This is a genomic window from Alicyclobacillus mali NBRC 102425, from assembly GCF_001570745.1.
GTDB lineage: Bacteria > Bacillota > Bacilli > Alicyclobacillales > Alicyclobacillaceae > Alicyclobacillus > Alicyclobacillus mali.
The window spans coordinates 13,527-26,367 of the sequence record NZ_BCSG01000008.1 but is presented as its reverse complement, the minus strand read 5'-3'; the positions used below and the strand labels follow the sequence as shown (position 1 = coordinate 26,367).

The window sequence follows — 12,841 nt, the reverse complement described above, 5'->3', positions numbered from 1 at the left end:
GCCCTCAGCGCGGTTGCGCCACAATGCCGTTGTGGGTCTTGATCCAGCCATGGCGCAGAATATTGAATCCGTTTTCATAAAGGTAAAGCCCCATTTGCTCGACGGTCATCAGTTCCCGATACGTGTAGTTCATCGCATCCGCCATCACGTGGTAGAACAGCTTGGTCCTCCACCCGAGCCTCGGCGTGGTCAGGATGGCGTAACCGCCCGGCCGCAGAAACTTCCGGTGCCAATCGATGCATTCCGGTTTGTACTCGTCCGGAAAGTGCTCCAAAAGCCCCACGCTCAGCACGATGTCGAATTCCGGCCCAAACGGCAGCTTGCGGATGTCCTCCACCAGGTACGTCAGCTTCATCTCGCTTCGGTACCACGGGCGCGCCGATCCCGTCGCCGGATGGTACCCGAGAAACGGGTAATCCTCCGGAAAGTCCCCGAAGCGATGATCGCGGCAGAAGGCGTCGTAATCCACCATGACGGCCTCGCCACCGGGATACATGGCGTACAGCTGCATCGCCTCGTAACCCTCCGCCGCGCCAAGGAACAGAATGCGGGGACGCTTCACGTCAAGCCCGCGAAACAGCGCGCGCTTCCCGCGCGGGTCCCAGATGGTGTCGGTGACGCGGTGCGCCAGGTTCCACAGCGTGACCTGCTGTAGGTCCTGAAAAACCGAGGCGATCTCGTCCGCTCGAAGCGAAGCGACGCTCTTCAGCATGCGGCGCATGGCGGCCCGCTGCGCCGCTGGCCCGTCCTTCACGAACCAGCTGTGGAACGACCGGTTGAACATCTCCCAACTCGTCTTGACCGGCATCGTGTCGCCGTGCTTCTCTTCCCAGAGCCGTTTGCCGGATGCGTAGTTCTCGACGCGAACGGGTTTGCCGACGTCCTTCCAGCGAACGAGGGACCAGTCGCGAATCGGACGCTCGACGATGAACCGATCCAGCTCCTCGAGGCGCGGCGCGCGAAGATCGTAGCGAAACTGCGGGCCCAGGCGCGTTTCCCCCACACGCACGGGGTGTTCGGCGCCTAGCAACGCACGGCTCTGCTCCGCGTCGGCGCCCCTCGCCTTGGATGGCACCTCCACATTCGCCACCCCCTGGTTTCAGAGATGAAACGCAATTTCGAAACCTTTCACTAGGAACATGTTCGACGCGCATCTCACAAAATCCTATGCGCCCGCGCCACGATTCCGCACCTCTTCCCTCATATGGCCCGGGCCGATCCGCCGTGCCTGTGGCGAGATCGGCCCGTGCATGTCATCGCCTGCGGGAGAGCACTTGCTCGGCGGCGTAATCCAGCGCCTGGCTGAGATCGTCAATCAGATCCCCGATGTGCTCGATGCCCACCGACAGCCGCAGCAGCCTGTCGGTGACGCCCACCTTCTCCCGAATTTCCTCCGGAATGTCGGCATGGGTCTGCCGAGTGGGATACGTGATGAGCGTCTCGACGCCACCCAGGCTCTCCGCGAACGTGACGAGCTTCAAATGCTCGAGGACGAACGGCACCATCCGCGCGTCCAGCACCTCGAACGACACCATGCCCCCGAAGCCGGACGCCTGCTTCGAACAGATGGACTTTCCGGGATGCGTATCGAGGCCAGGATAGTAGACCTTCACGATGTCGTCGCGCGCGTCGAGCCACGCCGCAATGGCGCTCGCGTTCATGGCGCACCGCTCCATGCGGATGGCGAGCGTCTTCATGCCGCGCATGAGCAGCCACGCGTCCTGCGGCCCGAGCACGGCTCCGATGGAGTTCTGGACGAAGTAAAGCCGCTCGGCGATCTCGTCCGATTTCGCCACGACGAGGCCGGCGAGCACGTCGTTGTGTCCGCCCAGAAACTTCGTGGCCGAGTGAACCACGATATCCGCGCCCAGCTCGATGGGACGCTGGAAGTAGGGCGTCATGAACGTGTTGTCCACGATGGTCAAAAGACCGCGCCGGCGTGCAAACAGGCTCGCGGCCGCGATGTCCGTAATTTGCATGGTCGGATTGGTTGGCGTCTCGATGAAGAGCGCCCGCGTGGTATCGCGCAGGGCGGCCTCCACCTCCTCGAGGTGGCCCGTGTGCACATACGTTGCCTCGATGGCGAGCGGGCGAAAGATGTGCTCGAGCACGCGATAGGTGCCGCCGTACAGATCGCTCGAGACGATGACGTGATCGCCCGGGGAGAACAGCGAAAAGACGGCGTGGACCGCGGCCATGCCGGAGGAGAAGGCAAATCCGCGCACGCCGCCCTCCAACTCGGCGATGGCGTCCTCGAGGACTTTGCGAGTCGGATTGAGCGTCCGCGTGTAATCGAATCCGGTGCTTTGGCCGAGCGCCGGATGAGCGTATGTCGTCGAGTGATAAATTGGGGCAGACACGGCCCCGGTCCTGGGATCCTGCCGATTCCCAATTTGGGCCAACTTCGATTCGATCTTCAACGTGGTCGGCTCCCTTCCTGCGCTCAAATCACAAGCGATAGACAAAATGTACAGACGCGCAGGGCAAGCGTCAAGGACGCGCGCGAGCGTCCATGGCGGCCCGCGCCAGGCGCATATCCGCATCGCGGTCAGACACGGGCCGCATGCGGGCGATCTCGTCGGCCGCGGCGAGATCGCCCATCTGGAGCGCAAAGGCGATCATCTCGCGCCAATTCTCCTTGATCCGCGTGGCCAGCGACACCGGAATCCAGGGCACGTGCGGCACGCAGCCTTCTAGGCCGGGCGGACGGGGGAAATCATCGACGGCAATCACCCGCTCGCAGGCGGCGCGCAGATGGCGCGTGTCGAACCACCCGCCCTGCAGCGCGGCGAGCGCGTCGAGTGCATCTTCGGCACAGGTCGCTTCGGAGAGTCTGGCAAGCGACCATGCGCGCCACTCGTCCATCGCCGCCTCCCCGAGGCCGGAAAGCCGCTTGACCGCCGCCGCGAGTGGGGCGCCAAGCGAGCGGAGGAGCTCCCTGTGGGGAAGCTCGTACTCGCCCGGGACGTCGTCGCTCAAGCGCGCCACGAGCCGGCGGAAATCGTAGACCGCATAGGTCGCGAGCTCCGCGGGCGTTTCACCCGCGAGAGCGTCCGCGAAGGCTTGAATCAGCCTTCGTGCGCTCTCCCAGCCCGCGCCGGTGTACGTGACGGTGAAGGGAGGCGCCGCGCCCCGCTCCGCAGCGACGGCCGCATCGCCTTGCGCGATTTGGTCGGCGGCAAGAAGCAGCGCTCGCGCCTCCTGGTGAAGACGGGAGAGCGGCGGTTCATTCGCCCAACGGGCGGGCGCCGTTTGCACGAAGCGCATGGTGCGAAGGAGGAGCGAGACGTCGGGGCGCAACGCCATGACATCGGCGACATAGGCCGGCACTTCACCGTCTCCGATGGAGCCGAGGCACACGTCGAGATCGAGCGGTTGCCCTCCTCGAATCCCGTCGAGCCGCGTCTCGCGGGCGACGTGCAGCGCGACGGCGACCCAGTGTTTGCAGGGCCCGCCGTACGGACACGAGCAACGGCTCTGCTCGACATCTTCGATGTGCAAAAAGACGCGATAGTCTGCCGAGCCGCGCACGACAGCGCGGATAGCGCCGTCGTGCAGCGACCAGGAGACCACGCGCCCGGTTTCCGCGTATTCCACGCCGCGATAGAACACGTACTCCGGGAGAAGATCCTGCCACCCAACGGGTGACGTGAGTTCTCTCAGCGCCTTGCGCCACTTTGAGACTTTGTGCACCTCGCCGCCTCCGTTTCGCGAGCGCCGCCTCGAAGCGCCCGTCACAGCTTCCGAAGGCGCCTCGCGTACATATACGAGGCCACCAACGCGATGAAAAGCCACAGGCACACGGGAACCAGCATGGCGACCTCGAGCATCCCGTGTCCGGCTGGCAACACCCACGCCAACAGGATGATCAACATCCCGGCGGGAATGCCCAGTTGGCCGCAGAGGCGGTGCGTCCAAGTCCATACGCGCTCGTCCGCAAACGTCCATGACACGCGCACGCCGATCCAACCGTTCGGCCGTACGCGCGGGAGCACATTCGCGATGAGCATAAACATGAGTCCAGACGCGGTGGCCTCCCACCGCAGCGTCGCCCTGTCAAGCACATGAGCAAGGTCCGCCGCGTACATCAGAGAAACGCAGACCACCACCACGCCGCCAATGTACCGATATGTCGACCAAAAGGAAGCATCGAGCTTCGAGTTCCGTTTCCACCACCGATACGCGTACCAAAGGAGCATGATGCCCAACATCACAGCAGGTCCATCAAAGACGACCCAAAATCGCGAGCGCGGCGTATCATTCGACTGCAGATAACTTGGGATATCAGCGGGCAGATGCGGGTACGCCAAGCAGCCAAACGCCAACGCCATGGCCCATGCCGCCCAGCCCCACCACGGCACCGCTTGCGGTTTACGCTTCCCCATCACGGTCATCACTCCCAAAGTGTTCAAGAAGCCAGGCCAGCCACTCCTGCAACACGGTGGTGTTGAGCCGGTAGACGATGTGCGTTCCCTCGCGCCGGTCCACCACCAGATCTGCGTATTTCAATACGCTGAGATGACGGCTGATTGTGGGCTGCGCATGGGGAAAGTGGTCCGCAATCTCTCCGGCCGTCTTCGGTCCTGTCTTCAACAGTTCAAGAATCCTCCGCCGCGTCCCATCCGACATGGCTTTAAATACGCGCTCATTCACCTTCACCACCACAATCCTCGCACGACTTCTTCATTCATTTTATAGCCATATAGCTAAATACGCAATATGCCGAGGCACAACACCAGCGCCCATCCGTTCTCGTCCGTCCATATATTTCTTCCCTTGCCGTTCAGCGGTCGTAGAGGCCCTTGCCCTCCAGGATCATGGGGATGCATTTCTCGATTCGCGCCGCCCGCGTCTTCGACTGCTTGGGCGCCGAAAAGTGCAGGAGGTACGCACGCCGCCTGCCAGGTGTCAGCGACTCGAACGCCTGCCGCAACTCCGGCATCTCATCGAACTTGTGCAACAGCTCCTCCGGCATCGGAAGCTCCGGCGCCTCGCAGGGTGGCGCCGCTTGGCCCCCGCGCTCGATCTCGACAGCCTGCTGGATGTAGTCGCGAATGGCGTCCTCGCGCGCCTTCACCTCATCCGCGCTTCGAAACCGCATCTGGCGCCCCACCTGCGTGTGCTCGCCCGGCTTCTCCAACAAGCCGTGGCGATCCTCCAACATGCCTCCCTTGAGAAAGTTGAGCGCGCAGGAGTCCTTGAAGGCGCTCATGATGACCACATTCCGGCCCTGATAGGTATAACAAGGCTGCCGCCATTTCACTTCCTCGGCGAGCCCGCAGCTCTGCAGAATGGCGCGAAGCGCCTTTAACGCGTCCTCCCATCGGTGGACCTTGCAGTCCGGCGTGCCGCCAAAGCGACAGCGCATGCAACCCTGTTCGAGATACAAGTCGACTTCTGGGTTGGAATGCGCCTCATGTGCACCCTCAAGCTCCAATGGACCTGTCAAGTACCTTCACCGCCCGTCTCGCTTCTGCTCACCCGACTATAACACAGAAGGGCGACCGCCGGCGTGAACCGGGTGACCCCCATGCCGATACGGTTCCCCGCGCCTATCCTCCAATCTTTTGGAACCGCCCCACGGCTCGGCAGGAATTTTCACACTCCGCGCAAAATATCCATCTCAGATGGCCGAACCACCCTCAGGTTCACCCCACGAAGGAGCGTGAAACTCGTGATACAACTCCCGCGCCCGAATCCCGAACAACTCTTTCACACCCCCACCATCTTCGGGCTGGCGGTCGCAAAGGACGAGACCCGGATCGCCGTCGCCACCAATTTCTCCGGCCGCTACGACGCCTGGGGCATCGATCTCGATTGCCCCTTCCCCTACCGGCTGACGAACGAAGGCCAGGTGCCCTACGCGATGCACTTTGACCCCCAAGGCCGCTACGTGCTCGTCGCGTTCGATCACGACGGAGATGAGAACGCCCAACTCTACCTCATCCCGCCCCGCGGCGGCGAAAAGCAGCCGCTTTGCACCCACGAGGGCCGCCGCTTCATGTTCTGCACGACGTCCAAGGACGGAAACCGCATCTACTACTCGTCGGACAAGGACAATCCCACGTATTTGTGCGGCTACGTGTTCGATCTCGAATCCGGCGAGGAGAAAACCCTTTACCAAGGTGAGGGCGGTCCCACCGTCTTGGTGGCCGTGAGCGACGACGAGACTTCCTGGGTAACCGCGACGTCCTTCGCGAACACGTACCAGATCGCCCACCTCCACCGCGGCGGCGAACGCGTCAGCCTGACGCCGGACCCCGGGACTCCGCACATCGTGGAGTCCATCGAATTCGCGGGTCATCTCGTGGTCTTCGCCACGGACTATCAAGCGGACGAACTCTATCTCGCCTCGTTTGATCCGCAAACCGGTTCGTTCCAGCGCATCTGGGCGCCGGAAAAGGGAAGCGTCACGCACGTGGCCGTGCACGAGGACAGCCAGACCGCGTACGCCGCCGTGATGCGCGGCGTGATCGACGAACTGTACCGAGTGGACCTGCGCACCGGTTCTGCAGAGAAGCTGAGCGCGCCTTGCGACGTCGTCGGGCAAATCAAGGTTGGGGACAGCGGGCGCCTGTATCTTCTCGGCGGAAGCGACAACGAGCCCGGGAATGTTTGGATGCTCGACCTGGACGGCACATGGCGTCCGCTCACGCGGGTGCGCCCCATGGGCTTTTCCCCGGACGACTTGGTGCAGGCCGACGTGGTCCACTTCCCGTCTTTTGACGGTCTGACCCTCGAAGCGCTGCTCTTCCGCCCAAAGCCCGAGGTTGCGAATGGCTACACCATCGTTTGGCCACATGGCGGGCCGCAGGCCGCCGAGCGCAAAGGCTTCCGGAAACTGTTTCAGTACTGGCTCCTCTTCGGGTACCAGGTGTTCGCGCCGAATTTCCGCGGCAGCACGGGGTACGGCAGCCGGTTCATGAAGATGGTGGAGCGCGACTGGGGCGAAGGGCCGCGCAAGGACATGATTGCGAGCATCGAGTGGCTCGTCGCGCAGGGCCTCGCGGACCGCGACAAGCTTTTCTTGGTCGGAGGCAGCTACGGCGGCTATATGACGCTTCTTTTGCATGGCCGGCATGCGGACTACTTCCGCGCCTGCGTCGACCTCTTCGGGCCGAGCAATCTCGTCACCTTCGCGCAATCAGTCCCGGACTTCTGGAAGCCCATCATGAAAATGTGGCTGGGCGACCCGGACGATCCGGCGGATCGCGAGCGGCTGATCAAGGACTCGCCCATCACGTATCTGGACGGCATGACGAAGCCCATGCTCGTCATCCAAGGCGCGAACGACCCGCGCGTCGTCAAGGCGGAATCGGATCAAATTGTGCAAGCCCTGCGGGAGAAAGGGCGGGATGTGGAATATATCGTGTTTCAGGACGAGGGCCACGGATTTATGAAGCTGGAGAACGAGATTGAAGCCTACAGGCGGACCATCGCGTTTCTCGATCGGCACCGCCACGCTTCGACGCCGTGAGGGCGAGCACGGCCTTGCTCCTCGCCGTCGGCCTCGTCGCCATCTCGTTCTCCGCCATTTTCATCGCGTGGTCGACGGCGCCGGCGGGCGTGATCGGCATGTACCGGCTGTGGATGGCTGCCGTCCTGCTCGTGCCCGCCGTGTGGCGGGAACGGCCGCCGGCGCAGTCCGTTCGGCGGATGTCGGGATGGCTCGCGGCGAGCGGGGTATTGCTCGGCCTTCACTTTCTGTTTTGGATTGAGTCGCTGAAGCTGACGAGCGTCGCCTCGTCGCTCATCATTCTGGCGCTCGAACCGGTGTTTGTGTGGATGGGTGAGCGGCTGTGGCGCCGGGCGCCCGCGGCGTGGGTCGATCTCGCCAGCATGGCGGTGGCCATCGCTGGCGCCGCCCTCGCCGCAGCGGCGAGCGCCGGAGTCACCCGCACCGGCGCCCTGGGCGACCTGATGTCGCTCCTCGGGACCCTCGCCGTCTCGGGCTACGTCCTCGTCGGCGCACGGGCCCGGATGGAGATCCCCGCGTGGACGTACAACGCATCGGCTTTTGTCGTCGGCGGTGCGGTGCTCGCCCTGGCCAACGCATGCCTGGGCGCGCCGTTTTGGGGCTACAGCGCCCACAACTGGCTCTTGTTCGCAGCGCTTGCCGTTGTCTCGACCATTCTCGGCCACGGCATCTTCAACGCGCTCCTGCACCGCGTGCCGCCGACGGCCATCGCCATGACCGTCGTGGGGGAACCGGTGGTCGGTTCCATCCTCGCAGCGTTGCTTCTGCACCAGCCCATCTCGCCGCTCGAGGGGCTCGGCGGCGCCATCTGCCTCACCAGCGTGGGCGCTTATCTCTGGCGATCAGCGCGCCAAGGCGAGGATGAAACAAATCCACCCGGCCAGGAAGCAGAGGCCGCCGATGGGCGTGATGGCCCCGAGCACCTTGACGCCAGACACGCTGAGGGCGTACAGGCTGCCCGAGAACAGCACAATCCCCACGGCGAACAACCACCCCGCCGCGGACATTAGGCGAGAATCGGGATGAAGCCGGAGCAGGATGCCGACGGCGATGAGCGCCAGCGCGTGATACATCTGGTACTGATCGCCCGTGTGGTAGACGGACATCATCTCGGCTGACAGCTTGTCCCCCAACACGTGCGCGCCAAACGCGCCAAGCGCGACGGCGAGAAATGCGAACACGCCTCCCCAAATCGCAAACGCCATGGTGCTTCCTCCTCACATCGCAGGCGGGCGGCGGTGATGGGTCGCCTGCTCGTAGTCGTACGCCAACTGGCACAGCCGGACGTCGCTGTACGCGGTGCTGGTGAGCGTCAGTCCCACCGGCTTGCCCTCCTGCGTGTACCCGGCGGGCACGGTGATGGACGGATACCCCGCCTTCGCCGCAATGGAACAGCCGTAGTAGTTCACAAACGCAAGCGCGTCCAACCGGTGCTCCGCGAGCACGCGGTCGATGCCTTCCTGGCGCGACCTGCGCAGATCGCGAAGCCGCGCGCGGATGTACGCGCCGTCCGCGAGGTGGAGGTGGCTCTGCGCCCGCGCCCGCTCGAAAATCGCCTGGCCGTATCGGAGGGCGCGATCGGCGTGACAGGCATTGAACGCCATCACATCGGCGAGCGAGTGGACGGGCAGCCATGGCTCCACGGTGGCGAGATACCGATCCAGCGCCGGCGGAAACTCCGCGACGAGCACGTCGTAATCGAAGCTGTCCTTCGCGAGGTCGCACTCGATCACGTCCGCCCCAAGCTCGCGCAGCTCGGAGAGCGCCTCATGGAAGACCGAGCGCTCGTCCTCTGGAACGTCCTCCAGATACGCCTGCGGCACGCCAATCCGCGCGCCTTGGAGCGCGCCGCGGCGAAGGTGAAGCCACGCCTCGCGCGCTGGCCAGCGCACGCCCTGCGTCGCCACGTCCCGCGGATCCGGGCCGGCGATGACGGACATCAAAAGCGCTGCATCGGCGACGGTGCGCGCCATCGGCCCCGCCGTATCCTGGCTCATCGCGATGGGGATGATGCCCCGCCGGCTGACCATGCCGAGCGTCGGCTTCAACCCCACGAGGCTGTTGGCGCTCGACGGGCTCAGGATGGAGCCGCTCGTCTCCGTGCCGATGGCCGCGGGGGCAAAGCCCGCCGCGACCCCCGCGCCGGACCCTGAACTCGAGCCGCCGACATCGAATTTTCCAGGTCCGTATGGATTCAGCGTCTGCCCGCCGCGCGAGGAATACCCGTTCGGCATATGATCGCTCAGGAAGTTCGCCCATTCCGTCAGATTCGCCTTGCCGATGATCACGGCGCCCGCCGCGCGAAGCCGGCGCACCACCTCCGCGTCCTCCTTGGCCCGGTGCCCCTCGAGCGCCACCGATCCAGCCGTCGTCTGCATGGCATCGGCCGTGTCGAGGTTATCCTTGACGAGGATGGGCACCCCGTGCAGCGGGCCCCGCAAAAATCCGGTGCGGCGTTCCCGATCCCGCGCTTCGGCCTCCAACAGAGCCTCGGGGTTCACCTCGATCACGGCTCGAATCCCCATCCCGTCCACATTGTGCGCGGCCATTTGCTCGAGATGCCGCGCCACGGCGTCGAACGAGGACACATCGCCTTGTCGAATGGCCATCGCCCACTCGACGAGCGTTCCAGTCATGGCGTCCATCCAGCCGTCCCCCATCCCTTCGAGTCTCACGGCTATTGTGCCACAGTCCATGCGCCCTTGTCTCGGCGACCGCGGCCGAGCCCCAACTCAGCCATGGAAGGCGACATTCGACGGGAAATTGCAAGATGCAGAATAGGCGGAGGAGCGGGCAGGAGGAGAGGACGCGGGCGGCGTCGGCATCACGGATTGGCACATGCCGAGGGTTCTCGTGGATTAGACACGATGTCAGACACGATGGAGCGACCCCAGCGCAAGATCTGGGGCCGCTTGTAAGCCGCGTGCGGATGCGGGATGACGGATCGAGTCTCCTGCGTGCGTGCTGCGAACTTCGCCTGCCAACACATCAGGCGGACTGAGCCTGGATTTCCCGCTTGAGCGCCGTGACCATGGCGGCGCCCACGCCCGCCCCGACGAGGATGGCGACCACGAACAGGTACCAGTGCCCGATGAGCGGGAACACGAAGATGCCTCCGTGCGGCGCCGGGTTCGTGACGTGGAACAGCATGCTGAGGGCGCCCGTCACGGCGGATCCCACCATGATGGACGGGATCACGCGGAGCGGATCTCGCGTTGCGAACGGGATAGCTCCTTCGGTGATGAAGCAGGCCCCCAGAATCACGGCGGCTTTCGCGGCGTCCCGCTCCTCCGGCGAGTACTTGCGCGGCGCGGCGAAAGCTGAGATGGCCATCGCGAGCGGCGGAACCATGCCCGCCCCCATCACAGCTGCCATGATCATCTCTGCTTCCGGCGTCTTCGTGGCCAGCAGGCCGACAGCAAAGAAATACGCCACCTTGTTGAACGGACCGCCCATGTCGAAGGCCATCATCAGGCCGAGCAGGGCGCCGAGCCCGAGCGACGCGCTCGCGCCAATGTGCATGAGGCCACTGGACAACGCGCCCATCAGCGCGGCCACCGGATGGCCCAAGACGTAGATCATCAGCAGCCCCACGATGCCCACGGACAGAACCGGAAGGATGAGAACGGTTTTGATGCCTTCGAGCGATCGCGGCACCCGGATCCACTTTTTCAGCGCAAGCGTGACATAGCCCGCCACGAACCCTGCGATGATGCCTCCCAGATACCCAGCGCTCGCGTTCGGTCCCGCGTGATACATGGTCCCCTGCGTGCCAATCCAACCGCCGATGAGCCCTGCCGCGAACGCGGCGCGATCCGCGATGGACTGCGCGATGAAGGCCGCCAGAACGGGAACAAACAGCTTAAAGGCCGATCCGCCGCCGATGTTGTCAAACGCCTGAGCCAAGGAGGACTGGCCGTTGATGTCGATAGCCGTGGACAGCGCAATGAAGATGCCCCCGGCGATGACAAGCGGCAACATGTGCGACACGCCGTTCATCAGGTGGCGGTAGACGGCGGGCGTCCCTTGGTTGCGCGCCTGCTTCGCGGCCTGAATCTCGTCGAGCGCCCCGGGCGATCCGTCAGGATCAAATGTCGGCGCCCGCAGCGCATCTTCCAGCAGCTTCTCCGGCTCCTTGATGGCGGCGCTCACAGACGTCTGCAACAAGCGCTTTCCTTGAAACCGGTCGAGATCGACCTGCTTATCCGCCGCCACGATGACGGCGTCCGCCTCGCGGATCTCGGCCTCGGTCAACGCGTCCTCGGCGCCGAGCGCGCCCTGCGTCTCGACGCGCACGTCGTGCCCCAACTTCTTCCCAGCCTGCAGAAGCGCCTCCTGCGCCATGAACGTGTGCGCGATTCCGGTTGGGCACGCGGTCACCGCTACGAACTTGGCCACAACACATCCCTCCATGTTTCGATTTCAATCTGTCGCTCCATCGCCGCAATTTGTCCGAGCGACGGAAAGGTACCAGGCGGCAGCGCCACCTTGCACGTTGCGGTCGCTGACGCGAAGGCGAGCGCCTCGGGCACGGGAAGTTCACTTGAGAGCGCATGGACCATTCCGGCCACGAGACTGTCCCCGGCGCCCACTGGCGATACCACCTTCACGCTCGGCACCCGCGCGCGCCAAACGCCCTCTTGCGTGACCGCGATGGCGCCCTCCGCGCCGAGCGAGACCACGACGCAGGCTGCGTATTGAGCCATGCGCCGCGCCTGTCGAACCGCGTCCGCCACGTCCAGCACCGGAGCCTTGGCCCACTCCGCGAGCTCCTGCCGATTTGGCTTCACGACGTGCGGACGAGCTTCCAGCGCCACGCGCAGCGCATCACCACTTGAATCGAGGACGACGCGGGCCCCCTTCTGCGCTGCCGCCTCCGTCCACGCGCGATAGCCATCCACAGGACATCCATCCGGCAGATTCCCGGCGATGACGAGCCACGCCCCCGGCCGCAAGGCCTCGAGCACCTGAGCACTCATTAGCGCCCAGCTCTCGGCGTCGATGTGAGGCGAAGGCCCGTTCAGCTCGGTCAGCCGACCGTTGTCCTCCATCACCTTCAGGTTCATCCGCGTCTCCCCCGCGATGGGGATCCACCGGGCCCACTCCGGAAGCGAGGAGGCAAGCCACCGCCCACGTGAACCGCCTGCAAACCCGAGCGATCGACTTTCTCTGCCCATCGCCTCGAGCGCGCGCGAGACATTCACGCCCTTGCCACCAGGGACGAGAATCTGTTCGTCCACGCGGTGCAGTTCGCCCGGCTGGAGGGTCTGTGTGCGCACGTACACGTCGATCGCCGGATTGACGGTCACCGTCACGATATCCGTCGAGCGGAGGTTCTCTGACTCCTCCGACTGCGCCGTCATC

The 12,841-nt window shown here is 64.4% G+C and carries 11 protein-coding genes and 1 pseudogene; 2 read left to right on the top strand and 10 right to left on the bottom strand.

Annotation, left to right across the window (positions count from 1 at the left end):
* Positions 1-4: 4 nt before the first annotated feature.
* From AMA01_RS04255 to AMA01_RS04230, 6 genes are all read right to left on the bottom strand, one after another.
* Positions 5-1,081 (bottom strand): class I SAM-dependent methyltransferase, encoded by a 1,077-nt coding sequence (locus tag AMA01_RS04255; protein WP_231862819.1) that lies wholly within the window; start codon positions 1,079-1,081, stop codon positions 5-7.
* A 172-nt stretch (positions 1,082-1,253) separates the two neighbouring features.
* Positions 1,254-2,420: a trans-sulfuration enzyme family protein gene (locus AMA01_RS04250; protein WP_067847810.1), complete on the bottom strand. Its 1,167-nt coding sequence runs from the start codon at positions 2,418-2,420 to the stop codon at positions 1,254-1,256.
* Positions 2,421-2,490: 70 nt separating this feature from the next.
* Positions 2,491-3,693: an SWIM zinc finger family protein gene (locus tag AMA01_RS04245; RefSeq protein ID WP_231862818.1), complete on the bottom strand. Its 1,203-nt coding sequence runs from the start codon at positions 3,691-3,693 to the stop codon at positions 2,491-2,493.
* Positions 3,694-3,734: 41 nt separating this feature from the next.
* Complete coding sequence (locus AMA01_RS04240; protein WP_231862817.1) at positions 3,735-4,385, bottom strand: SdpI family protein; 651 nt, start codon at positions 4,383-4,385, stop codon at positions 3,735-3,737.
* A complete protein-coding gene (locus AMA01_RS04235) occupies positions 4,372-4,659 on the bottom strand; it encodes an autorepressor SdpR family transcription factor (protein ID WP_269447883.1) in 288 nt (95 codons plus the stop codon). Before AMA01_RS04235 ends, AMA01_RS04240 begins: the two co-directional genes overlap by 14 nt.
* A 124-nt stretch (positions 4,660-4,783) precedes the next feature.
* The gene (locus AMA01_RS04230) at positions 4,784-5,368 is read right to left on the bottom strand and encodes a YdeI/OmpD-associated family protein (RefSeq protein ID WP_067847967.1); all 585 of its coding nucleotides are present in this window, start codon (positions 5,366-5,368) and stop codon (positions 4,784-4,786) included.
* A gap of 306 nt (positions 5,369-5,674) precedes the next feature.
* Between AMA01_RS04230 and AMA01_RS04225 the strand changes: the two genes are divergently transcribed.
* Positions 5,675-7,477, top strand: coding sequence for an alpha/beta hydrolase family protein (locus tag AMA01_RS04225; RefSeq protein WP_067847807.1), 1,803 nt, complete (start codon positions 5,675-5,677; stop codon positions 7,475-7,477).
* Positions 7,474-8,289 (top strand): annotated as a pseudogene (locus AMA01_RS04220) (DMT family transporter); the annotation flags it as partial. The gene AMA01_RS04225 and the pseudogene AMA01_RS04220, both read left to right, overlap by 4 nt.
* A 30-nt stretch (positions 8,290-8,319) precedes the next feature.
* On the opposite strand, the gene AMA01_RS13530 reads toward AMA01_RS04220, so the two are convergent.
* The 4 genes from AMA01_RS13530 to AMA01_RS04205 form a co-directional block, all read right to left on the bottom strand.
* Positions 8,320-8,682 (bottom strand): DUF423 domain-containing protein, encoded by a 363-nt coding sequence (locus tag AMA01_RS13530; RefSeq protein WP_082743955.1) that lies wholly within the window; start codon positions 8,680-8,682, stop codon positions 8,320-8,322.
* Positions 8,683-8,694: 12 nt separating this feature from the next.
* Complete coding sequence (locus tag AMA01_RS04215; RefSeq protein WP_231862816.1) at positions 8,695-10,122, bottom strand: amidase family protein; 1,428 nt, start codon at positions 10,120-10,122, stop codon at positions 8,695-8,697.
* A 343-nt stretch (positions 10,123-10,465) separates the two neighbouring features.
* Positions 10,466-11,875 carry a PTS fructose transporter subunit IIC gene (locus AMA01_RS04210; protein ID WP_067847797.1) on the bottom strand — a complete coding sequence of 470 codons (1,410 nt, stop codon included), beginning with the start codon at positions 11,873-11,875 and terminating at the stop codon, positions 10,466-10,468.
* Positions 11,860-12,840: a 1-phosphofructokinase family hexose kinase gene (locus AMA01_RS04205; protein ID WP_067847794.1), complete on the bottom strand. Its 981-nt coding sequence runs from the start codon at positions 12,838-12,840 to the stop codon at positions 11,860-11,862. The genes AMA01_RS04210 and AMA01_RS04205 overlap by 16 nt, the downstream gene beginning before the upstream one ends.
* Position 12,841 lies beyond the last annotated feature (1 nt).

Excerpts from the sequence above, each read along its gene's own strand:
- AMA01_RS04230 (WP_067847967.1), bottom strand. The coding sequence starts at position 5,368 with ATGCGCTGTCGCTTTGGCGGCACGCCGGACTGCAAGGTCCACCGATGG.
- AMA01_RS04205 (WP_067847794.1), bottom strand. The coding sequence starts at position 12,840 with ATGACGGCGCAGTCGGAGGAGTCAGAGAACCTCCGCTCGACGGATATC.
- AMA01_RS04215 (WP_231862816.1), bottom strand. The coding sequence starts at position 10,122 with ATGGACGCCATGACTGGAACGCTCGTCGAGTGGGCGATGGCCATTCGA.
- AMA01_RS13530 (WP_082743955.1), bottom strand. The coding sequence starts at position 8,682 with ATGGCGTTTGCGATTTGGGGAGGCGTGTTCGCATTTCTCGCCGTCGCG.
- AMA01_RS04240 (WP_231862817.1), bottom strand. The coding sequence starts at position 4,385 with ATGGGGAAGCGTAAACCGCAAGCGGTGCCGTGGTGGGGCTGGGCGGCA.